Here is a 22,111-nt window from a genome sequence, read left to right as displayed (position 1 = left end):
CCGCTAATCAATCGCAAATTGGATTACGGGAAATGCTTCTTCGGGTCGCGCAGGCCTTTCGTGTTCCAGATATTCCTTGCTTCTGGGTAGCTTTCGTTGTGAGAAAAAGCCCGACCAAACCTTGACATAGGATTTGCAGTGACGTCAGGGCGGGGGGCGGTTAATATTCTGGTATTCGTGGGCCCTCGCCTAGGTGGGACGGCTCCTGGTTATTTTGTGTGAGGCGAAAATGGGTCCAGTAGAAATTGAATTCATCTCGTTAGATAAGCTTTTCCTTGACCCCCTTAACCCAAGGCTGGGCCGAAATGTAGCGACAGCTAATGTAAAGCAGGAAGTTATTCTAGATGTTATGAATGACTGGACTTTAGATGAGCTGGCTATTTCTTTCATAGAGAGCGGTTTCTGGCCTCAAGAGGCATTGCTGGTCGTTGAAGAGCCGATCTATGGATCTCCTGGGTTAGTTGTTCTGGAGGGTAACAGACGTTTAGCTGCTTTAAAGAAATTAAAGCAGGCGGTTGACGGTCAGGCTAAAGAAAAGAAGTGGAAGGAGATAGCAGCATCTGCAGATAAGTTGGCTACTGACTTTTTTGATCGTATACCATTTATTCGGGTTGCTGATAGGAAAGACGTTTCGGCTTTTCTAGGGTTCCGACATGTTACTGGAATAAAAGAGTGGGACCCGGCAGAAAAAGCACAATTTATTGCATATCTGATTGAAAGAGAAAACCTTTCTTATGAAGAGGTAATGCGAAAGATTGGTAGTAAAACTCCGACAGTCAGAAGTCATTATATTGCCTATAAGTTGCTTTTGCAGTTGGAGGATACTGAAGGTGTCGCGATCGAGAAGATTGAAGATAAATTTAGTGTTTTATATCTCTCTCTTCGTACGGCAGGTGTACAAAAGTATCTCGGTATAGACATTAAGGCCTCTCCAGATGTGGCTAGAGTTCCAGTTGCCCAAGATGCTGAGCAAAAGCTATACAATTATGCTAAATGGATGTTTGGTGATGAGAAAAATCCACCACTATTTTCAGATTCGCGGAATATTGATAAGTTTGGCAAGGTTCTTTTAAGTGCTGAAGCGGTAAATTATTTGGAGAATAGTCAAAGTCCTAATTTTGATTTTGCTTTAAAGAAGGCGGGCGGAGATACGGATGAGATAATAACGCTGCTATCTCAGGCGGGCGACAATATTGAAATCTCGTTTAGTACTCTTCATATGCATCAAGATGATAAGGATGTATATTCTGTCGCGAAGCGTTTAGCTATGCATTTGGTTCAAATAACAAAAATATTTCCCGATCTTAAAAAATTGGTTGAGGAAAAAAAGTAAATGTTAGTTCTGCCAGATAAGGGAATAGCTAGTAGTGTAAAGGTTCATAATTGTGATGTTCTTGCTGTAGCTGACTGGCTTTTAGGCTCATCGCTTTTTTGTGAAGAGGATGTGTCGCGATCAGATGTTTCTGATATTTTGATTGAAAATCAGGTCTACTCTAATCAAGATTTTTGTCAGGAGTTTCTAACTTCAGTTTGGGGCGTTTTAGAATCATTTGTGGGGACTATAAACAGCCCGGTAGTTACTGTAGACTCAAGAGCTATCCGATTCGAGGCTAATTGGAAGGAGGACAGAGCGTTTGCTTATTGCTTGGCCGCCTCCTTGCGCGTTTTCTATGAAGGATGGTCTAAAAATCATTGTGGGGATTATCTCGCTCAAGGCTACATATTAGAAGAGTTGACTAAATTGTCGCTCGCAAAACATCATCCTAATATTAGATTCAAGTCTACGGGATGGAGTGGCGTTACAACGAATCAGAAGTTTGCCGATTTAGTTGGTCAGATTTGCCAGGATGCTAATTTTGCGGAGCAGAATCTCGATCTTTGGGATACAGGTAACGTAAAAGATTTGGGGTTAGACGTCTATGGATATTTTCCGGGGCAGGGGAGGCGGCCTAGCGCTCCTTTTATGATGTTTCAGTGTGCTTCAGGCGCCAATTGGAAGGGGAAAAGGACCACGCCCGACCTTCAGGTTTGGAAGCATGTAATGAATATTTACTCCGTACCTATTCGGGGTATGGCCGTACCTTTTTTGATTGATGAAATGGAGTTTTCCCGAAGTCTGGTATTAATAGGTGGACCGCTGGTCGATAGGCCGCTTCTGCTTTCCGGTCTTAGCGGAAATGCTGATTTGCCACAAGAGCTTCAGGATATGATTGATGGCTGGGTTGATGTTAAAGTTTCTAAGCTCGAGACATTATGAATAAGCGGTTTAAATTTATTGATTTATTTGCCGGGTTGGGTGGTTTTCATCTTGCAGCGGCGTCTCTAGGCGGTGAGTGTGTTTTCGCATCAGAGTTAAAGCCTTTGTTGAGAGAGTTGTATCATTTAAATTACGGCGTAAAATCTGAAGGTGATATAAACTTAGTCGATCCTCGTTATATTCCAGAGCACGATTTACTATGTGCTGGATTTCCATGTCAACCATTTTCTAAGGCTGGTGGGCAGAAGGGCTGGAAGGATAAAACGCGGGGAACGTTGTTTTTTGTAATAGCTCAAATTTTAGAGCTGAAGCGGCCCAAGTATGTTGTTTTGGAAAACGTTGCTAACTTTTTTAAGCATGACGAAGGTAATACTTACAAGCAAGTTATAAGTACTCTTAATGAGTTGGGTTATGAGGTGAAGTCTGCAAAGCTATCCCCGCATAACTTTGGTGTGCCCCAGCATCGTGAACGAATGTATATTGTAGCTTCGCTTGACGGAGTGGAAGAGTTTGAGTGGCCATCGACTATTACTGAAAAAACTCATATTGAAAGTGTTTTAGAGGATGAACCGACTGATGGGAAATATTTGCCTCATCATGTTCTCGATTGTTTGGCTGTGTGGCAGGATTTTATCTCTCGTATACCCGAGGAGGTTAGCATTCCATATTACCCATTGTGGAGTATGGAGTTTGGTGCTACCTACCCAATTGATAGGCCAATTGACAAAGTTAAAACAAAAGAGCTTTGGAAATATAGGGGTAGTTTCGGTGTCAGTTTAGACGGGATGAGTCGCGAAAAAATTTATGCTTCTCTTCCGAGCCATGCTTTAAGACCGATTGGTTTTCCAAAATGGAAAATCAGCTTTATCGAAAGAAACCGTAATTTTTATGAGCTGCACAAAGAGTTTCTTGAAGATTGGCTGCCAAGTGTTCAAGGCTTTCATTCTTCTTTACAAAAGTTAGAGTGGAACTACAAGGGCGGAGAGCGTGACGTTTGGAAGCATCTCGTCCAGGTGCGCGCCTCCGGATTGCGCATCAAAAGGCCTGATTTTTCTCCAGCATTAGTTGCCGCTTCTGACAGTCAGATTCCAATTGTAGCTTGGAAAAAGCGTTATTTGACAGTTAGGGAGTGTGCTCGGCTTCAGAGCATGGATGACATTTCTTTACCCGGCTCCATCTATGATGCCTATGAGGCATTAGGTAATGCGGTAAATGTTAAACTGGTCAGTCTTATTTTGGAGCAGCTTGTAGGGGGTGGAGGGGAAGAGGTTGAGTTTTTAGATGGTGATTCTATTAGCTCAAAGCATTCGCTCAAAGCTTCTGCAGTGTTAGAGTGTATATCAGTAGCAGGGCTATAGAGAATTGTAAATCTGTTACTAGTTTGATTTTAGTTAGGGTTGTGTTTTTGTCGATGGTCATAGCTTGTTTTAAGATTGCTACGGCTGCGTATAAATATGGCTTTCGGAGCAATGCTTATTAGGCTATTGCCTATAAACGGTCCAATCGAACCTCGGACGGAGGGGAAGGCGAAGGGGGAACTTTTAAGGCGCGCACCGGGCAAAAATGGGGCAAGTCATACGCCAAGCTACGCCGTTCAATACCCATATGCATTGATGCAAACTGCCGTGGACGAACGTCACGGTCAGCGACTACGAGACTATCCCCTAAAATCCCGCACATACCCCTGCACAATTGGGGCGTGTTCGTTATTCAATTGACTTCACTTTGCTGACTCTCGGCGCGCTGAAAATTTGCATTTTAAGAACTGTTTGTCGTAATGTTTTGAAGGCACCCGGTAGGTGCCGGCCGTCCACAAAGGCAAAGCTCACGCTCTACCGTGACCGTAACAACAGCCCTGTATTGGGTTCTCGTAGTGGACACTAGGCCTGGCCTTGGAGGCTGACATGAAACACGCCCTTACCTACGCTGACGTCCGATGCGTCAAGCGTCTCGCCAAGCAACTCAAAGCTACCGCACCTGAACTATCACATGCTCAGCGCTTGGACAAAGCAGCAGTTGAGCTGTGCGGTGCTCGAAATTTTCACGAGCTGAATCGCTGGTTCGACCGACTTATCAATCAGCATGTCGCCACGCCCGATGGCCCCAACAGTGTAAGTCACTGTTTATTCTGTGATTACCGTTTTGCTGCCGATTGTAAGCCTGATCAAAAAATGCACCGTGATGTCCACGAGCGCTTATTGGAGGCCGAGGATAAGCTAGGGTACCGACCCGGAACCTATACCGAGCGTGAGCGGATGAAGCAGGATGGATACGAGCAGATGCGCCGCGAGGGGAATGAGTCAGATCGAATTGATGGTTTGCTTATGATCACTCGGAGTTGGTTCGACCGTTCGCTTCATAGCGCAGTCATGGACGGCTATTGGACCAAACATCCGACTTTTGAGGCGTATGTGGCCATGATGATTCCCCACCTGGAAACCATGGATTCGGTTATGGCTGCCACACTGGCAGCACGTTTTGGGCGAACACGGGGGATGATATCTAAGGGCCAAACCTACTGGTCCCCGCGCTGATTCTCGAATGCCGTAGGTCGATTCGAGATTTGATTGCATCGTAGCGGATGACGCGATGGCACTAAGGCATACAAAGCGGCTCGATAAGCTCTGTCTGCTTAGGGCAAATTTAGGGCATAACGTGGGCCGCTGTAGGCCCTTTCTGTCCTTGCAGCCTACTCAAAACCCAATATAATTGCGGCCTAGAGCGGGTTGTGGGGTGTGCTGGTCGGGTTCGAATCCCTATCTCTCCGCCATTACATAGAAAAAGCCTCGTAGCTGAATAAGCTACGGGGCTTTTTTGTTTTGGCTTTTGTTTGTGACAGGCCATCTAATTTACTACTGGCTCAATCGCTCGGATGCCTTTTGATAAACCTGATCGCGCTCCCGTTTATCTACGGCCACCACATACACTGTGACTTCCTGATCAATCACTTGATAGACCAGCCTGTAACCACTGCTACGTAGCTTGATCTTGTAACAATCTGGCAGGCCATGCAGGCGGTTAGTTTCAACGCGTGGATTTTCAGGATTTCCACCAGCTTCTTCTTGAGCTGTTGACGGACGGTATAGCCGAGTTTTTGCCATTCTTTCAATGCGTGGGCATCAAAATCGAGGCTACAGGTCATCCATGGAAACCTTTACGCGTTGAGGCGACGCCAGCCGTTCTCGCACAGTGGCCATCAGGGCTTCATCGTCCTCAGTCATCAGCACCGGCTTGAAGGGCAACTGACCACGGTCCGCCACATACTGCAGTGCTTGACGCATGAGTTCGGAAGGCGTGACGCCGAGTTTCTCGAGTTCCAGGTAGGCGCGAGCTTTCAGGTCGTCATCGATTCGGACGTTTATGGAGGCCATGAAAGAATTCATAGTGTAATGACATTTGTCATTACCTTGGATCAAGTGTGTTTCGTTGGCAAGTAGCTGTCGACACAGGGTCCTCATCTTCCTCCATGCCTCTTTGTTATCGCATCAGTTGGCATATGAACGCCTCAGCAAAATGTCGCCACGCCAGCGACTTTTTGAGGCTAGTTCAGGGTTTTGCGCCGACACGCTTCATTCTGCGAATGCTGATTGCAAAGCTTTTCCAAACCCGGATTGCCGTGACACTGGGATCCGGAGTTTTCGTACAGGGTTGCGCTGGTTGAGGCAGAAAACGGGTCGTGTGTGACCCTGTACACCGGCCTGTCAATCCACGCATAGCGGCCATCCTGTGCCAGCCGAATGATCGACCGCTTCTAAAACAAAAAAGCCTGCCAAGCTCAACGCTCAGCAGGCTTTTCAGGAAACACGGCCTTCTTAAGCAGGCTGCGCCGCCAAGCTGTTACTCACATTCCGGCCCAGTACCAGTACCGTCACAAAACCCACGCCAACCAACGCCGTGGCCAGACTCAGCAGCACGGACGTACCCATCTGGTCGACGATCCGCCCGCCAAAGAAAGAGCCCAGCGCGATGATGACCTGGAACAACGCCACGAACAGTGGCATCCCACGTTCCACATCCTTGGGCGCTACCACAAACATCCAGATGCTCGCGCAAGCCGGGAAGGCGCCGAAGGCGAAGCCCCAGAGTGCGATTAGCATGGTTGCGCCGGTCAATCCGGTGGCGAAGTACGGAAACAGGGCGGTGCTGGTGCCGATCATCAGTGCGACCAGCAACAGCGTGTAGCGCACGCTGCGGTTGGCGGCGAAACCAGCGAAAACGTTACCCGCCACGCCTGCCACGCCAAACATCAGCAGCAGTGAGCCAATGGTCGGGCCGTCGAAGCCGGAGCTGTTTTTGAAAAACGGCGCCACATAGGTGTAGGCAGCAAAGTGCGCCAGGCCGATCAGCAACACGGCGATCAGGCCGACCCGGGCGCGTGGGTTGATAAACAAGGCCGGCAAGTCACGCACAAGAATGGCTTTTTCCGGTTTGAGCGTAGGCAACAGGAACAGCTGCGCCACCAGCACCGGAATGCCCAGTAACGCAGTGACCAGGAACGTCATGCGCCAGCCCATCAAGCCGCTGAGCCAAGTGCCGACCGGCACGCCCAGGACGGTGGCCAGGGTCACGCCCATCATGATGATCGATGTCGCCTTCGCCACACCCACCCCGTTGGGGGCCAGGCGGCCGCTGAGGGCAATGGCTGTCGCCCAGAATCCGCCGATGCTGATGCCCAGCAGTACGCGGCCGAACAGCAACAGGCTGAAGTCGCTGGCGTAGGCCACGACCATATTGGCGACGATCATGATCAGCGTCAGGCCGATCAGCAGGTAGCGGCGGTCCATGGCGCCGATGATGACTGACAGCAGCGGCGCGGCGAGTGCGGCCATGATGCCGGGCAGAGTGACCATCAGGCCAGCATGGCCGGCGCTGATGCCGAGGTCGGCGGCGACGTCGTTGAGTACGCCCACTGGCAGAAACTCACTGGTCACCAGGGCGAACGCGCCGACTGCGACTGAGAGTATCGCCAGCCACTGCTGTTTGACACTCTGCTGATTATGTTCGGGGAGGCCGCGAGGGGCCTGGCTGGCACTTGGCATGATGTCGGGTTCCAGGGTGAACGTCGCCTGAAGCCAGGCGAGGGGGAGGGAAAGTGGAGGCGATTATAGGAATCAGTGCTGAAAATCGGGCAGGCGCTCGTTTCGATAGTAATCATCAGCGCAATCGATGCAACGCTCTAGCTCGCACTACAGCATTGATGCAGCTTTCATACAGGCTTCCAAAACGTTGCCTACAGGTGGCGCATTGCGCTACCTGCGGTAGCTCATTACTTTGTGGTAGCGCGCCAAACACGGCGCTTTCAACTGCAAGGGAATTGCGTCATGAGCAAAAACACGAAAAAAACCTCCGGCAAAATCGCCACGCTAGCGGCTGAGACACTCAGCAATCCAGCATCCTCTGCCATTGCCAAAAGCCTCGCGGCGTCGGCGTTGGCTCAGAAAGGCACCGACAAAGAGACGAGTGCACAGATGGAGGAAAAGGCCGGAAAAGTGCTCGGCAGCGAAAAGTACAGCGAAGAAACCAAAGCCCTTGCGGCCTCAGTGCTCTCCCAGGCCAACAAGGAGCGGGGCAACTGATCTGCAACAACCGTTAAGCTGATAAGCCTCGTCGCCGAGCGCGCGACGGGGCTTTTTTGCAGGGCAGGCCTGTTATGAAATAAATAATGACCGCCTCACCGAATATCTTCCTGCGCTGTGGTGTTCACCCCACAGACCACCCAGGAAACGTCCATGAACACCACCGTCGCCCGCTACGATCGCCTGACCCGAACCTTTCATTGGCTGACCGCCGCCGTCGTGATCTTTATGTTCGCCAGCGCGCATGTTTGGGAAAACCTGGAGAAAGGCACGCCACTGCGCAAGGGCCTGCAATCGGTGCATATCTCCCTGGGCATCGCCATGGCCGTGCTGATCGCGGCGCGGATTATCTGGCGCCTGTCCGGCGGCAATCGCCCAAAAGCCGAGAGTCACCCCACGCTTAACCTGCTGGCGAAAATGGCGCATGGTTGCCTGTACCTGTTGTTGCTGGCTCAGATTGTGTTGGGTTTTCTGTTCCGCTGGGCTCAAGGCGAACCGTTCAACTTTTTCGGGCTGTTCCCCGTCCCGGCGCCCCTGGTGATTGATCACGAATGGCGCGCCACCCTCGGCGGCCTGCATAACAATGTGGCCTGGGCGATTATTTTGCTGGCGGGCCTGCATGCCGTGGCTGCGCTGTGGCATCACTTTGTGATGGGCGACAACACCTTGCGCCGTATGCTGCCCGGCGCTCTTCAAAAATGAACATTGCTGCTGTACTTCCCTCTCGTTACGGAGCATGACCGCCATGAAGAACCGCCAGGAACACCCGATCACCTACCGTACCGCGCTGTTTTTCGGCGCCTGTATGGCGGCTGCTTTGTTGGCAGGCCAGGCCCGCGCCTCAGGCGACGAATCGGCGCCGCCCAAACCCAACTGCCCCAAGGGCCAGGTCTGGGACACCAAAACCGGCAAATGCGTGCTGCAAACCAGCAAGGCTACTTCAGATGCTGATCGCACCGATTACGCGTACCGCCTTGCCAAGGATGGGCGTTACGAGGAGGCGCTGTCCCTGCTCGACACCCTGCAAGAGCCGAATACCGCCAAGGCCCTCAATTATCGGGGCTATGCCACCCGCAAACTTGGCCGCACCGATGAAGGCATCAGCTATTACCTTAAGTCAGTCGCGCTGGACCCCAACTACGCACAGGTTCGCGAGTACCTGGGTGAGGCCTACGTGATCAAGGGCCGCGTCGATTTGGCCCAGGAGCAGTTGGTGAAAATCAAAGCCTTGTGCAGCACCACCTGCGAAGAGTACGAAGACTTGGCCGAAGCCATCGCCGCCGCGCCGCAGGCGTGATCATCCATGTGTGAAAGGGCAGGGGGCAGCCATCACCACAGAGGCTGAGTTTCGTCGTGAGTTGGGCCTGCTATTGCCGCGTTTATGGCGATACGGCTGGGTGTTGTCGCGACAAAAGCATGTGGCCGAGGACTTGGTGCAAGCCACCTGCGTACGCGCGTTGGAACGTGCCGGGCAGTTTGCGCCCGGCACGCGGCTGGACCGCTGGTTGCTGGCGATCATGCACTCGATCTGGCTCAACGAACTGCGCTCGCAGCGCGTCAGGCAAGGGCAGGGTTTTGTCGATGCCGAGCAGGCGTTGTCGTTCGACGGAGAAAGCCAGGCTCAGGAGCACGTGTTGGCTGCACAAGTGATCAAGCGTGTGAACGGGCTGCCGGAAGCGCAGCGGGAAACGGTTTTTCTGGCGTATGTGGAAGGGCTTTCCTACAAGGAGATTGCCGAGGTGCTGCACATTCCGGTGGGAACGGTGATGAGCCGTTTAGCGGCGGCACGCCTGAAGCTTGCAGAAACGAACCCGCCAAAAACCTTGCCGGAAAAAAGCAGCGGAGAACGGCGATGACTGACGTGAACGCACCGCCCGACGAACTGTTGGTGGCGTATCTTGACGGTGAATTGGACGCTGACCAGCAGCGGCTCATCGCCCGGCAGATTCAGGCAGACCCTGATCTGGCGGCACGTCTGGAAGCATTGCAGTGCATTGGCTTGCCGTTCAAAACGGCGTTCGATTCGATGCTGGATCAGGCGCCTGCCGGGCGCTTGCAGGCCATGCTCAACGCTTTGCCGCCGACACAAACCGCGACCCTCAGCCGGCGCAGCTTTTTGGCCGTCGCCGCAAGCTTTGCGGTCGCCGGCGTGATCGCCGATCGCCTGTTCCTGAGCTGGCCCCACACAGAATCCGGCCAGGGCTGGCGTGCGTCAGTCGCTGAATACATGGCCTTGTACACGCCGCAGACGCTGGAAAACCTCAGCGCCGACCCTGCCTCGCACCTTGCCCAGCTCAGTTCCGTGGGCGCGCAGTTGGGTTTGCCTTTGTCCATTGCGTCCGTGAACTTGCCCGGCGCCGAGTTCCGGCGTGCGCAGATTCTTGACTATGACAGCGTACTGATCGGCCAATTGACCTATCTGGACCCACGCCACGGCCCCCTGGCACTGTGTATCACGGCCAGTAAAAAGGGCGCGCAGCCGATGGCCACTGAACAACGTCGGGGGATGAACGTGGTGTTTTGGTCCAATCCTTCCCATGCTTTCATGTTGATCGGCAGAAACGCCTTCGAGGATCTGCACATCATGGCCGGCAGTGTTGAAAAGACACTAGTGAGTTGAAGGCAACTGCGTCGCCCGCCAGCGAGCGGGTGTCGTGCCTTCCCATGAGCGAAATGCCCGATAGAACGAGTTGGTGTCTTCGTACCCGAGCAGGCACGCAATCTCATCAATTTCGATAGACGGCTCGGCGAGTAGATGGCGCACCACTTCCTGGCGTGTCTCCAGCATCAGTTGGCGAAAGCTGGTGCCTTCTTCGGTGATGCGGCGTTGCAACGTGCGCTCGCTCATGCCCATTTCCCGCGCCACCTCGACCATTTCGGGCCGGCCGCTGGCGAGGATGCGCTTGAGGGCGTTTTTAACCTGATGGCTGACGGTGGTGGGCGCAGTCGCTTCGGCCAGTGCCGCCACCAGCGCGGGGTTAAGTATTTCGAGCAGTTCAGGGTTATGGCCAGGAAACGGCCGATCCAAGTCAGCCCCCTTGAACACCAGGGCATTGCGTTCGGCACCGAAACGTATCGGGCAACCGAAGAAATCGGCCAATGCGCTATTGCCGTTTTTTGGCCGGGCGAGTTCGACACTGTGTGGAGCGATGTGAACCCCGGCGCCCCGCCGGCCCAACTCGACGAACGTCACAAATGCCGCGTCGATCAATAAGGTGGGAGAGGGCTGCGGGGTGCGCAACCAATCGAGGGTGACGGTGCAGGTATTTCCCTCTTCGGTCAGCCGCACACGCTCAGGCGTGCACAACTGTTTGAAGCGGGCGAGACGTTGCAGCCCATCGCGAAAGTCACGTGCAATAAACGCCGCAAAACTGGACGGTGGCAGTGTTGTGCTCTCCAGTTGGGTGACCAGCAAAACGCCGGCGGCCGGATCCGGGTTGAGCACGCTCACTGCCTCCCACAGCCGAAAGAACTCCGCAGTTGTCACTTGGCGCCGGTCCCGGCGCTCTCGCAGGTTGAGGGTCACGGGTAGCCGCGCCTGACGCAGCACCGCAGACGGCTCCAGCCCAATGTTTCTCAGGGCTTGCCAGAAAACATCCGGGATGTTGAAGCGCGATTGGCGTGTGTCAGGCATGGGGCACCTTGCGGTCAAACGATCACATCAGTCGGAGGCTGACACGCTGAGGTCATGCCATTTTTTGTCGGAAGCGGCCAAGTCTTCGGCTGCCCTGGCCGCGTATTGCACGGCATCCGCGCCAATCAGCAAACGCAATGGCGCGTCTTTGCTCAAGGCCAACTCCAGCACGATCTCGGCGACCCGCGCCGGGCCGGTCGGCAGAATGCCTGGGGAGTTGAGCAGTTCAACCAGTGCGCCAACGGTTTGCTGGTAGGGCTCGCTGATCGGCGCAATCGTCATGGAGCTGCCTGACCAATCCGTGCGCATGCCACCCGGCTCCAGTACCGTTACCTGAACGCCCAGCGGCGCGACCTCTTGCGCCAGCACCGTCGAAAAACCACCGACGGCCCATTTCGCACTCTGGTAAGCCGCCAGGCCCGGCATGCCAATACGCCCGCCCAGGGACGATACCTGAAAAATATGCCCGCTGCCCTGGGCGCGCAGTACCGGCACAACCGCCTTGCTCACGTGCACTACGCCATAAAAATTGGTATCGATCTGCGCCTTGAAATCCTCCGGAGTTACATCTTCCACCGATGCCAGATCACCGTAGCCCGCGTTGTTGACCACCACATCCAGGCGGCCAAAATGTGCCACTGCGGCTTCCACAGCCTGAGCCACCTGTTTGTTGTCCGTCACATCCAGTGGCAACGGGTAAACCGCATCGCCGAACTCGGCGACCAAATCATCCAGTTGGCGAGGGCTGCGCGCCGTGGCCGCAACCCGATCACCCGCGCGCAAAGCCGCCTCGGTAATGGCGCGGCCAAGGCCACGGGAACTGCCGGTGATAAACCAGACTTTGGACATGTGAACACCTCTTCGTGTGAGACAGCTGAATCAGCCAGTGCACGAAGGATGGTCGATGGGCGTTGTTCTTACACTAGCAAGAGGGCGCCAGGTGACTTGCAAAGTGCGCCAATCATTGAGCCACCAACCGCGCCGAAAGGCATTCAATAAACACTGTTTCCGCCCGGCTCATCTTTTGCTCCCGGTTCCACAGCAAATGAATATCCACATCCGCGATCCCTTCATCCGGCGGCAGCCGCCACAGCAGGCCGTTTTTGACATCTTCCGCCACCACATGAATCGGCAAACACCCGAGCCCAAACCCGGCAATCACCAGGCGTCGCACTTCTTCCAGGCTGGAAGACGACGCCACGATCCGCCCGCTGAAGCCTTGTTGATCGCGGAAAATCGTCAAGGGCGAAAGCATTCCGCCAATCTGGTCGCTGGTGAAACTCACGAAATTTTCCGACTGCAAATCGCCTTCGGCCAAACCGCTGCGCCCGAACAGCGGGTGATGGCGCCCGCAAAAAAACGCATAGCGCTGGCGCAGGAACAGGTGCTGTTCCAGGCGCGGTTGTGCACGGCGATTGAGGCTCAGGCCCAAGGTGGCGGTTTTTTCCAGGAGCGCAGCGACGATGTCCGAGCTGCGCATCACTTCAACGTCCAGGTCCACGCGCGGATGTTCACGGTGAAAGCCGGCGAGGAAGTCATCGAAGGTGTCGGAGTTGATGCGGCTGATCATCAGCAGGCGCACTTTGCCGATCACTTCGTCGCCGGGTTTTTGCAGGGCGTTGCTCATCTGCGACACCTGGCCATACATCTCGCCGGCGATGGCGAAGATCTGCTCACCGGCCTCGGTGAGTACGAAGCGCGGACCACGGCGCACGATGAGTTGGCAGTCGAGCTGTTCTTCAAGACGTTTGAGCGCCTGGCTGATCGCGGGTTGGGTCAGGTGCAGGCGCGCGGCAGCGCGGCTGATGCTCAGCTCCTGGCCGATTACGCGGAAGGTGCGCAGCAGGTTCCAGTCCAGCCGGTCGTTGAGCAATGGGTGAATATCGCGGCGAATGTCAGACATGGTGCGGCTCAATAATAAGTAGGATTTATAATTGGAATAATAAATAGAAAATTGACTAATCATAGCCCCGCGACGATAAATCACCCTTAACAAGCGCCATCAGAGCGCACCGGTTTGACCTTCTCCTGCCAAAAAAATAACCAAAGGAGCCAGCCCCATGAAGCCATCCGCTTCGCCGCAGCCTCGCCGTGCTGCGGCCGCCGCTTTTATCGGCACCATGATCGAGTGGTACGACTTTTACATCTACGCCACCGCCGCTGCGCTGGTGTTCGGCCAACTGTTTTTCCCCTCCGACGACAAACTGTTCAGCACCATGGCCGCGTTCGGCACGTTTGCTGTGGGCTTCTTCGCGCGGCCATTGGGCGGCATTGTGTTCGGGCATATCGGCGACCGCATCGGGCGCAAGAAATCCTTGGTGATCACCCTGGTCATGATGGGCGTGGTCACGGTGTGTATCGGCCTGTTGCCGACCTATGCACAGATCGGCGTCGCGGCGCCGGTGATGTTGATTTTGCTGCGCGTGGTGCAGGGTATTGCGGTCGGTGGCGAGTGGGGCGGGGCGGTCTTGATGGCCGGCGAGCATGCGCCGAAGGGCCGCCGCAACTTCTTTGCGTCCTTCGCGCAACTGGGCAGCCCGGCGGGATTGATTCTGTCGCTGCTGGCGTTCAGTGCGGTGACGCGTCTGCCGGAAGAAGACTTGCTGAGTTGGGGCTGGCGCGTGCCGTTCCTGGCCAGTGCCTTGTTGTTGATTGTCGGCCTGGCGATCCGCCTGGGCGTGAACGAGTCGCCAGAGTTTCTTGAAGATAAAGCCCTCGCTGAAAAGGCGCGGGCGATCAAGAAGGACCAGGCGCCAGTCATCGAAGTGTTGAAAACCGCTTGGCGCCCACTGTTGCTGTGCATCGGCGCCAACACCCTGGGCATCGCGGGTGTGTATTTCACCAACACCTTCATGATTGCCTACAGCACTCAACAGCTGGGCCTGCCGCGCTCGCTGATTCTGGAGTGCCTGTTCTTCGTTGCCATCATCCAGTTCTGCGTCCAACCCTTGGCCGCCTGGGTGGCCGAGAAGGTTGGCGCCACACGTTTCCTCTGCGCCATGACCGTGCTGGCGATGGCCTCGCCTTATCCGATGTTCATGCTGGTCAGCAGCGGCCAGGCACCGCTGATCATCCTCGGCATCGCGCTGGCGGTGGTGTGCATGGCCTCGTTTTATGCGGTCATCGCAGGTTTTGTCAGCGGGCTGTTTGAAACCCGCGTGCGCTACACCGCGATTTCCCTGGCCTATCAGGTGTGTGGCGCGCTGGCCGGTGGTCTCACGCCGTTGATCGGCACCTGGCTGGCCCATGAATACCAGGGCCAATGGTGGCCCATGGCAGTGTTTTACAGCCTGATCGCGGCGGTCTCGCTGGTGTGTGTATTGGCGTTGTCGCGCCGCCATGCCACGGCTCATCGCGTTGAAATGATGGAGATTGCGTAATGCTGAAGATCAATGGCGAGCGCCTGTGGGCGAGCCTGATGGCCATGGCCGAGGTCGGCGCCACCGCACGCGGCGGCAGTTGCCGCCTGGCGTTGAGTGCCGAAGATAAAGCCGGGCGTGAACTGTTCAGCCACTGGTGCACGGCGGCGGGGTTGACCCTGAGCGTGGACGCCATCGGCAACCTGTTCGCCCGCCGCGCCGGCACGGACAAGGATGCGGCCCCGGTGATGATGGGCAGCCACCTCGATACTCAACCCGAAGGCGGGCGCTTTGATGGCGTCTACGGTGTGTTGGCCGGTCTTGAAGTATTGCGCAGCCTTGACGACCACGGCATTCAGACCCGCAAACCGCTGGAAATCGCGGTGTGGACCAACGAGGAGGGCGCCCGTTTTACCCCCGCCATGCTCGGTTCGGCAGTGTTCACCGGCACCCTGGCGCTGGAAAAGGCCTTGGCCACGGCGGACATCGACGGCATCAGCGTCGCAGAGGCTTTGCGCAGCGCCGGCTACAGCGGTGAGCGCCCGTTGGGTGCTGCAGTGGACGCGTACTTTGAAGCGCACATCGAACAAGGCCCGATCCTGGAAGACAACGCCAAGAGCATCGGCGTGGTCACCGGTGGCCAGGCGATTCGCTGGCTCGATGTGCGTGTCGAAGGCATGGCCGCGCACGCCGGCACCACGCCGATGCCACTGCGCAAAGATGCGCTGTACGGCGCCGCGAAAATGATCCAGGCCCTGGAAAATCTCGCGACGGATTTCGCCCCCGAAGGCCTGACCACCGTTGGCGAACTGAGCATTGCCAAGTCCTCGCGCAACACCATTCCCGGCCTGCTGAATTTCACTGTGGACCTGCGCCATCACCGTGATGCCGACATCGAAGCCATGGAGCAACAAGTGCGCGCACGCCTGCAGGCTATCGCTGAAAAGCGCGGCCTGAATATCACCATCAGCCCGCACTGGATCAGCCCGGCCACGCCGTTCGACGCCGAGTGCGTTGCCTGCGTGCAAGCGTCGGTGGACGCCTTGGGTTACAGCCAGCAGCGCATCGTCAGTGGCGCCGGGCATGATGCCATTCACCTGGCGCGTTACTGCCCGACGGCGATGATCTTCATTCCCTGTGTGGGCGGCCTGAGCCATAACGAAGCCGAAGATGTGTTGCCCGAAGACGTGCGCCAGGGCACCGATGTATTGCTGAACGCCGTGCTGCAACGCGCCGGCCGGGTTGGCTGACGACCCAGTCTTGTAACACTGAACACAATCCACTGTGGGAGCAGGCAAGCCAGCTCCCATAGGTTGCACGGTTATCCAGGAGCATTTGATGCGTACTTACTTCCACCCCGAACAACTCTTGCACCATCCGCGCAGCTACTACTCCCGTGGCCAGATGCGCACGCCGCAGGAAGTCCCTGAGCGCGCCCGCAACCTGCTGTTGGCTGCGCAAACACTGGGTTTCGATATCCGGCAACCGGCTGACCACGGCCTTGATCCATTGCTTGGCGTACACGGTGCGCCTTATCTGGCTTTCCTTCAGGAAGCCCACCTGCGCTGGAAGGAAATCCCTGAAGATTGGGGCGACGAAGTCATGTCCAACATCTTCGTGCGCGAGCCCAACGCCCTGCGCGGTATTCTCGCCCAGGCTGCGCGTTACCTGGCCGATGGCAGTTGCCCGATCGGCGAACTGACCTGGCGCTCGGCTTACTGGTCGGCGCAAAGTGCTGTCGCAGCCGCAAGGGACGTCCTCGAGGGTGCGCCCGCCGCCTACGCCTTGTGCCGCCCGCCCGGCCATCACGCCCGATACGAGGCGGCGGGTGGGTTCTGTTACATCAACAATGCCGCAGTGGCCGCGCAGGTCCTGCGCGAAGGGTTCCAGCGCGTCGCCGTGCTGGATACCGACATGCACCACGGGCAAGGCATCCAGGAGATTTTCTACGCGCGCGACGACGTGCTGTATGTGTCGATCCATGGCGACCCCACCAACTTTTACCCCGGTGTGGCAGGTTTCGCCGAAGAGCGGGGAGCCGGCTCTGGTGAAGGTTTCAACCTCAACCTGCCCATGCCGCATGGCGCCAGTGAAGCGCTGTTCTTTGAAAAACTGGAACTCGCGCTGACGGCAGTGAAGGAGTTATCGGCCGACGTGCTAGTGTTGTCCCTGGGTTTTGATATCTACGAGCTGGACCCGCAAAGCAAAGTCGCGGTGACGCGCGACGGGTTCGCGCGACTGGGCGAATGCATACGCGGGCTGGGGTTGCCCTGTGTGATCGTGCAGGAAGGCGGGTACCACCTAGAGACGCTGGACAGTAATGCGCAGGCGTTTTTCGGTGGCCCGCAAGAGTGGGCAATATGAAGAGAGCCCATCGCAAAGGTGGGCTCTTGGCGATGTGGGCTTAGTGCTTCACGCCATCGCTGGCAAGTGTCAGCGGTTGGCTGACAAGTTTCAGGACGCGGTCACGACCGCCTTCAGCCAGTAAATAGGTGCCGTCGCCGATTCGCACAATCGACTGCGGCGCCTTCAGGAACGACAGGATTGTCTGCTGGCGCCCTTGCCGGTCTATCAGCAGCAACCGCGCGCGATGCGTCGAGTCTTCATTGACCCACAGCCCGCGTTCATCGCACATCAAGAATGTCGGCTTGTTCAAACCTGCCACGACTACAGGGTCGCTGTGGTCGTCGGTCAGCTCGCGAATCACGCCTTTTTTCTTTTCGGTATAGAGCATGCGCCCGTCAGTACAACGTGCGATGGACTCGCCTTCGTTCAACTGGTCGCGCATTACGGTCAGCGACTGATCACTCCAGCGGTAGCGCATCAGCCGTCCGTTTTCCTTGCGATCTTCAATGGCGTAGAGGTCGTCGCCTTCGACCCACAAGCCCTGCACGTTTTCACCCCGGAACAGTTCGGTGACCACGCCATCCTTGAGAAAACTCACGGGCGCGTTGCCGGTTTCCTGGCTGAATACCCAACCGCCGTGGGTCGCGAACATGCCGTCGGGTTTCGACAGGTTGGCCACGACGACTTCGCGGGTGCCGTCCGGGTGTATCCGCACGATGCTGCCCTTGGCGTCATTGAGTTCCTGGCTCACCATCAACGAACCGTCCGGTAACGGCATCAGCGAGGCGGCTTTCGGTACATCACGGTGCACGGTCTGGACGCTCCAGCCGGCTGCCGCGCTGACGGGGTAGAAGCTTTGCCAGGCGAAGAAGCCCAGGGTCGCGGCTCCCAACAAGCCAAACAGGCTTAATCCCGCGCGCAGTGCTCGATTCATCGATCCGGTGCTGTTCATTGTTGTCTTCCTTGTTTGTAGAGCACGCTGTGAACGGGGTTATTCCTCGTCATGGGATAACAGCGCCGAGTAATTTTGCCCACCGTAAAACACGCCGAGGATCGAGACCTTTTGAATGTCAGGCTCGACCCTGAAGGCAATGGCGGTGGTGTGGCGGTAGTGTGTGATACGCAAGTGAGGCAGCACGTCGTCGCGACGATTGCCGCGTTGGGGAAACAGGGCAAGACTTTCACAGTAGCCGATGATGTTGTCGACCAGGCGTGCTGCAGCAAGAGGTGATCCGGTGTGGCCGATGTAGTCTTCAAGCGCGTCGAGTTGCGCCAGCGCCTCAGGCGAAAAGGCTACCGAGTAGCTCACGGTTTCTCAATGCCTTTTCGCTGGCGCTTGGCAGCCATGTGCTCGCGCACCTGCTCGGCTGAAAGGGCTCGCTCCGGGTTAGCTGCCAGCGCTGCAGCCGCCGGGATAACCTGGTCGCGCAACCAGTCGTCCATCGCACGGTCACGCGCCAGCAACACCCTCAGGCCGTCGCGTATCACTTCACTTTCCGTGGCATATTCACCGGCTGCGACCTTGGCCTTGACCAGGGCGGCCATCTCGAGAGGCAACGTGATACTCATTTGTTGGGTTGAGCGCATTTTGACGTCCGCAGGCGTTGAGTAGGATTCAATCCTACTCAACCATTGGCGTGAAGCAAGCAGCAACGGGCCGATGTCGATGGCCGGCGTCTCGTCGTCGGTCCAGAAAAGCAATGGGTTTTGGCAGATTTCCATGGCTGCGGTTGTCTCTCTTTAAAAAGGGTCAGGCCGCAAGTATTGACGCAATTTTGCAATCTCGCGGCCTCGGCAGACCAATAACCCACTGATATGTATGACTTCATATTTGTAGCAGGGTTATTAGTGCAAGCCGGCAGCGACACACGTGGCGCCTCACCCCCACCCATACGATAATGCCCGCCAAATCGACCACACTGGCCAACCCACGTGATCATCAATTTCGACCTCAACGACCTCCAGGCCTTCCGCGCCGTGGTGGACAAGGGCAGTTTCCGCGGGGCCGCCGAGGCTATCCGTATCTCGCAACCGGCCCTCAGCCGGCGGATCGAGAAGCTTGAGTCGGCCCTCGACGTGAAGCTGTTCGAGCGCACCACGCGGCGGGTCAGCCTGACGATGGTCGGGCGCGCATTCCTGCCCCAGGTGGAGCGCATGCTCGATGACCTCGACGTCGCGTTGATGGGCATCAGCAACGTCGCCTCCACGCGCATGGGCAACGTGACCATCGCCTGTGTGCCGTCCACCGCCTACTATTTCATGCCCCACGTGATTTCCGAATTCCACAAGCTGTACCCGAAAATTCGCTTGCGCGTACTGGACGCGAGTGCCGGTGAAGTGTGCAACGCGGTGGAAAGTGGCGAGGCGGATTTCGGCGTAAGTTTCAGCGGCAGCCTGGCCGATGAAGTGGAGTTCGAATTGCTGCTGCAAGAGCGCTATGTGTTGGCCTGCCGCCGTGACCACCCGCTGGCCGGGCGCGAGAGCGTGACCTGGGCCGAGGCCTACGAGCACGACTACATCACCGTGGACAAAACGTCCGGCAACCGTTTCTTGCTGGATCAGGCGTTGCGTGGCGTGCGGGTGAAAAAGCAGAGCATCTGCGAGACGCACCACGTGACCACCATGATCGGTCTGGTGGAAGCCGGCCTGGGCGTGGCGATGGTGCCGTCGATTGCAATGCCGGCAGGCACGCACCCGATACTGGTGAGTGTGCCGCTGGTGGAGCCGCAGGTGATGCGCAATGTCGGCTTGATAAAACGCCGCGGGCGGACATTGCCGCCAGCGGCGTTGGAGTTGGAGCGGTTAGTGCGCGAGATGCCGTTCCGGTCAGTGTGACACCGAGTCCAGGCCGGTGGATTGCACCACCGGTTGTGCCTGCGGCGAGGCCAGGAATTGCAGCAGCGCCTTGGCCTGTGCCGGGTGCTCGGCGTTGACCGGAATACCCGCCGCAAAGCGCGTCACCGATTGCACGTCTTCCGGGATCTTGCCCACGTACGTCACGCCCGGCACCGGCAACAACTCGGCGACCTGTTGCAGGCCCACTTCGTAGTCACCCTTGGCGACCTGTTCGGCCACCGGGATGCGCTCGATCATGGTGCCTTTGGCCGGCATGCCGAGCTTCTTGAACAGCTCCTTCTCGACATACACACCGCTGGCGCTGTCCGAATACGCCACGGTCTTGGCCTTGAGCAGCACGGCCTTCAATTCGGCGTCAGTGCCGATTGCAGGTTTTGCCGCGCCAGCCTTCACCACCAGGCCGATGCGCGAGTCCGCCAGTTCCACGCGGGACGCCGGGTCAACCTTGCCCTGTTTGATCAAGTCATCCAGGGCGTAGCCGACCATGATCACCACGTCAGCCTGTTCGCCACGGGCCAGGCGGTTGGGAATCGCTTCCGGCGCCTTGCCCATCGACGGGCCGAGGATGGTGTCCAGGGTATCGCCGCTTTTCTCGGTGTAGTGCGGGCCGAGCAATTTATACGCGGCGGTAAAACCGCCGGAGGTCATCACTTTGAGCTCTTCGGCCTGGGCCGTCAGCGCCAGAGCGCCGAGGGCCAGGGCCGTCAGGGTGTTGAGCAGCGGGCGCATTACGCGGCCTCCTGCATCACCTGCCCACGGTTGCCGGCACGACGATACAAGGCCAGGGTCGAGCAAAAGGCACACAGCGCGGCAAACATCATCCAATAGGCCGGCGAGGCTTTGTCTTCGGTGATGTGAATGAACCAGGTGGAGATCGCCGGGGTGAAACCGCCGAAGATCGCGGTCGCCAGGCTATAGGCCAGCGAGAAGCCTGCCACCCGCACTTCCACCGGCATGATTTCGGTCAGGGCCGGGATCATCGCGCCGTTGTACATGCCATACAGGAAGGAGAACCACAGCAGGGTTTCCAGCATGTGCGCGAAGCTCGGCGCGTTGACCACAAACGACAGCGCCGGGTAGGCGGTGAGCACGGTCAGGGCGGTCATGGCGATCAGCACCGGCTTGCGGCCGAAACGGTCGCTCAAGGTGCCGCCGATCGGCAGCCAGACAAAGTTCGACACGGCCACCAGCAAGGTCACCAGCAGCGCGTCGGAGGTGCTCAGTTGCAGCACGGTCTTGCCGAAGGTCGGTGCGTACACGGTGATCAGGTAAAACGCGGTGGTGGTCATCGCCACCATCATCATGCCGCCAATCACGACGGTCCAGTTCTTCACCAGCGTGGCCAGCACTTCGCGCATGGTCGGGCGATGCTTGCGGTTGGCGAACTCTTCAGTCTCTTGCAGGTTGCGACGCAGGATGAAGATGAACGGGATGATCACGCAGCCGATGGCGAACGGAATGCGCCAGCCCCAATCGGCGACGACGGCCGGTTCCATCCACACGTTCAGGCCATAGCCCAGTGCGGCGGCGACCACGATGGAGATCTGTTGGCTGCCCGATTGCCAGCTGGTGTAGAAACCCTTGCGGCCCGGGGTGGCCATTTCGGCCAGGTACACCGACACACCACCCAGTTCCGCACCGGCCGAGAAGCCTTGCAGCAAGCGGCCCAGCAACACGAGTGCCGGAGCCCACAGGCCAATGGTGTGATAACCCGGTACCAGCACGATCAGCAGCGTACCGCTGGCCATGATCGACAGGGTCACGATCAACCCTTTGCGACGGCCGACATCATCGATGTAGGCACCCAGAATGATCGCGCCCAGTGGCCGCATCAGGAAGCCGGCGCCGAATACGGCGAAGGTCATCATTAATGATGCAAATTCATTGGCGGCGGGGAAGAACGCGGCAGCGATATAGGTGGCGTAGAAACCGAACAGAAAGAAGTCGAACTGTTCGAGGAAGTTGCCGGAAGTCACGCGGAAAACCGCACCAACTTTCGAGCGGGCAGAGGCGGGCCGGGAAGGGCTAGTCATGGTTTTGTGTCTCCAGCGTTCTTTTTAAAGTGCTTGTTTCGCTTAAGACC

Annotated in this window: 23 protein-coding genes and 1 pseudogene; 13 read left to right on the top strand and 11 right to left on the bottom strand. The window is 56.9% G+C overall.

The genetic code is table 11. From position 1 onward, the window contains the following. The first annotated feature begins 229 nt into the window (after positions 1-229). The 4 genes from AB4P94_RS29950 to AB4P94_RS29935 all read left to right on the top strand — a co-directional run bounded on the left by AB4P94_RS29950 (position 230) and on the right by AB4P94_RS29935 (position 4,791). The gene (locus AB4P94_RS29950) at positions 230-1,333 is read left to right on the top strand and encodes a hypothetical protein (RefSeq protein ID WP_395608669.1); all 1,104 of its coding nucleotides are present in this window, start codon (positions 230-232) and stop codon (positions 1,331-1,333) included. Then, positions 1,334-2,257, top strand: coding sequence for a hypothetical protein (locus AB4P94_RS29945; protein ID WP_395608668.1), 924 nt, complete (start codon positions 1,334-1,336; stop codon positions 2,255-2,257). It begins immediately after the preceding gene. Continuing rightward, a complete protein-coding gene (gene dcm / locus AB4P94_RS29940) occupies positions 2,254-3,615 on the top strand; it encodes a DNA (cytosine-5-)-methyltransferase (RefSeq protein ID WP_395608667.1) in 1,362 nt (453 codons plus the stop codon). The genes AB4P94_RS29945 and dcm overlap by 4 nt, the downstream gene beginning before the upstream one ends. 546 nt (positions 3,616-4,161) lie before the next feature. Next, positions 4,162-4,791 carry a hypothetical protein gene (locus tag AB4P94_RS29935; protein WP_395608666.1) on the top strand — a complete coding sequence of 210 codons (630 nt, stop codon included), beginning with the start codon at positions 4,162-4,164 and terminating at the stop codon, positions 4,789-4,791. A gap of 318 nt (positions 4,792-5,109) precedes the next feature. Here the strand turns inward: AB4P94_RS29935 and AB4P94_RS29930 are convergent. From AB4P94_RS29930 to AB4P94_RS29920, 3 genes and pseudogenes are all read right to left on the bottom strand, one after another. Further along, positions 5,110-5,399: pseudogene (locus AB4P94_RS29930) on the bottom strand (type II toxin-antitoxin system RelE/ParE family toxin). Beyond that, the gene (locus tag AB4P94_RS29925; RefSeq protein ID WP_395608665.1) at positions 5,389-5,628 is read right to left on the bottom strand and encodes a type II toxin-antitoxin system RelB/DinJ family antitoxin; all 240 of its coding nucleotides are present in this window, start codon (positions 5,626-5,628) and stop codon (positions 5,389-5,391) included. The pseudogene AB4P94_RS29930 and the gene AB4P94_RS29925 overlap by 11 nt, the downstream one beginning before the upstream one ends. A 441-nt stretch (positions 5,629-6,069) precedes the next feature. Next, the gene (locus AB4P94_RS29920; RefSeq protein WP_395608664.1) at positions 6,070-7,296 is read right to left on the bottom strand and encodes an MFS transporter; all 1,227 of its coding nucleotides are present in this window, start codon (positions 7,294-7,296) and stop codon (positions 6,070-6,072) included. A gap of 282 nt (positions 7,297-7,578) precedes the next feature. Here AB4P94_RS29920 and AB4P94_RS29915 point away from each other — a divergent pair, with 282 nt between their 5' ends. The 5 genes from AB4P94_RS29915 to AB4P94_RS29895 all read left to right on the top strand — a co-directional run bounded on the left by AB4P94_RS29915 (position 7,579) and on the right by AB4P94_RS29895 (position 10,453). Further along, positions 7,579-7,833 (top strand): hypothetical protein, encoded by a 255-nt coding sequence (locus tag AB4P94_RS29915; protein WP_395608663.1) that lies wholly within the window; start codon positions 7,579-7,581, stop codon positions 7,831-7,833. Between the two features lie 153 nt (positions 7,834-7,986). Next, entirely contained in the window at positions 7,987-8,535 is a 549-nt protein-coding gene (locus tag AB4P94_RS29910; protein WP_395608662.1) for a cytochrome b, read from the top strand. Between the two features lie 43 nt (positions 8,536-8,578). Then, positions 8,579-9,130, top strand: a complete 552-nt coding sequence (locus AB4P94_RS29905; RefSeq protein ID WP_395608661.1) for a tetratricopeptide repeat protein — start codon at positions 8,579-8,581, stop codon at positions 9,128-9,130. Positions 9,131-9,191: 61 nt separating this feature from the next. Next, complete coding sequence (locus AB4P94_RS29900; protein WP_395611406.1) at positions 9,192-9,689, top strand: RNA polymerase sigma factor; 498 nt, start codon at positions 9,192-9,194, stop codon at positions 9,687-9,689. Continuing rightward, a complete protein-coding gene (locus tag AB4P94_RS29895) occupies positions 9,686-10,453 on the top strand; it encodes an anti-sigma factor family protein (RefSeq protein WP_395608660.1) in 768 nt (255 codons plus the stop codon). The genes AB4P94_RS29900 and AB4P94_RS29895 overlap by 4 nt, the downstream gene beginning before the upstream one ends. Here AB4P94_RS29895 and AB4P94_RS29890 read toward each other — a convergent pair. The 3 genes from AB4P94_RS29890 to AB4P94_RS29880 all read right to left on the bottom strand — a co-directional run bounded on the left by AB4P94_RS29890 (position 10,442) and on the right by AB4P94_RS29880 (position 13,370). Further along, entirely contained in the window at positions 10,442-11,467 is a 1,026-nt protein-coding gene (locus tag AB4P94_RS29890) for an AraC family transcriptional regulator ligand-binding domain-containing protein (protein WP_395608659.1), read from the bottom strand. The genes AB4P94_RS29895 and AB4P94_RS29890 overlap by 12 nt on opposite strands. Before the next feature lie 27 nt (positions 11,468-11,494). Further along, complete coding sequence (locus AB4P94_RS29885) at positions 11,495-12,316, bottom strand: SDR family NAD(P)-dependent oxidoreductase (RefSeq protein ID WP_395608658.1); 822 nt, start codon at positions 12,314-12,316, stop codon at positions 11,495-11,497. Between the two features lie 112 nt (positions 12,317-12,428). Beyond that, positions 12,429-13,370: a LysR family transcriptional regulator gene (locus tag AB4P94_RS29880; RefSeq protein WP_395608657.1), complete on the bottom strand. Its 942-nt coding sequence runs from the start codon at positions 13,368-13,370 to the stop codon at positions 12,429-12,431. A gap of 157 nt (positions 13,371-13,527) precedes the next feature. Between AB4P94_RS29880 and AB4P94_RS29875 the strand changes: the two genes are divergently transcribed. From AB4P94_RS29875 to AB4P94_RS29865, 3 genes are all read left to right on the top strand, one after another. Then, on the top strand, positions 13,528-14,847 hold the full coding sequence (locus AB4P94_RS29875) for an MFS transporter (protein WP_395608656.1): 1,320 nt from the start codon (positions 13,528-13,530) through the stop codon (positions 14,845-14,847). Then, the gene (locus AB4P94_RS29870; RefSeq protein ID WP_395608655.1) at positions 14,847-16,076 is read left to right on the top strand and encodes a Zn-dependent hydrolase; all 1,230 of its coding nucleotides are present in this window, start codon (positions 14,847-14,849) and stop codon (positions 16,074-16,076) included. The genes AB4P94_RS29875 and AB4P94_RS29870 overlap by 1 nt, the downstream gene beginning before the upstream one ends. Before the next feature lie 88 nt (positions 16,077-16,164). After that, entirely contained in the window at positions 16,165-17,190 is a 1,026-nt protein-coding gene (locus AB4P94_RS29865) for a histone deacetylase family protein (protein WP_395608654.1), read from the top strand. A 40-nt stretch (positions 17,191-17,230) separates the two neighbouring features. Here AB4P94_RS29865 and AB4P94_RS29860 read toward each other — a convergent pair whose 3' ends face one another. From AB4P94_RS29860 to AB4P94_RS29850, 3 genes are read right to left on the bottom strand one after another with little or no spacing between them, the layout of a single operon-like run. Further along, complete coding sequence (locus AB4P94_RS29860) at positions 17,231-18,124, bottom strand: hypothetical protein (protein WP_395608653.1); 894 nt, start codon at positions 18,122-18,124, stop codon at positions 17,231-17,233. 39 nt (positions 18,125-18,163) lie between these two features. Beyond that, positions 18,164-18,481, bottom strand: coding sequence for a type II toxin-antitoxin system RelE/ParE family toxin (locus tag AB4P94_RS29855; protein ID WP_395608652.1), 318 nt, complete (start codon positions 18,479-18,481; stop codon positions 18,164-18,166). Beyond that, positions 18,478-18,759 carry a type II toxin-antitoxin system ParD family antitoxin gene (locus AB4P94_RS29850; protein ID WP_395611405.1) on the bottom strand — a complete coding sequence of 94 codons (282 nt, stop codon included), beginning with the start codon at positions 18,757-18,759 and terminating at the stop codon, positions 18,478-18,480. Before AB4P94_RS29850 ends, AB4P94_RS29855 begins: the two co-directional genes overlap by 4 nt. Positions 18,760-19,104: 345 nt before the next feature. Here AB4P94_RS29850 and AB4P94_RS29845 point away from each other — a divergent pair, with 345 nt between their 5' ends. Further along, entirely contained in the window at positions 19,105-20,007 is a 903-nt protein-coding gene (locus AB4P94_RS29845; RefSeq protein WP_395608651.1) for a LysR family transcriptional regulator, read from the top strand. On the opposite strand, the gene AB4P94_RS29840 is transcribed toward AB4P94_RS29845, so the two are convergent. Beyond that, on the bottom strand, positions 19,999-20,757 hold the full coding sequence (locus tag AB4P94_RS29840; protein ID WP_395608650.1) for a substrate-binding domain-containing protein: 759 nt from the start codon (positions 20,755-20,757) through the stop codon (positions 19,999-20,001). The two genes, AB4P94_RS29845 and AB4P94_RS29840, sit on opposite strands and share 9 nt — an antisense overlap. After that, positions 20,757-22,061, bottom strand: coding sequence for an MFS transporter (locus AB4P94_RS29835; RefSeq protein WP_395608649.1), 1,305 nt, complete (start codon positions 22,059-22,061; stop codon positions 20,757-20,759). The genes AB4P94_RS29840 and AB4P94_RS29835 overlap by 1 nt, the downstream gene beginning before the upstream one ends. Positions 22,062-22,111: the final 50 nt, after the last annotated feature.

Source organism: Pseudomonas sp. B22129 (assembly GCF_044218875.1).
Lineage (GTDB): Bacteria > Pseudomonadota > Gammaproteobacteria > Pseudomonadales > Pseudomonadaceae > Aquipseudomonas.
This window is presented reverse-complemented; position numbering and strand designations above follow the sequence as displayed.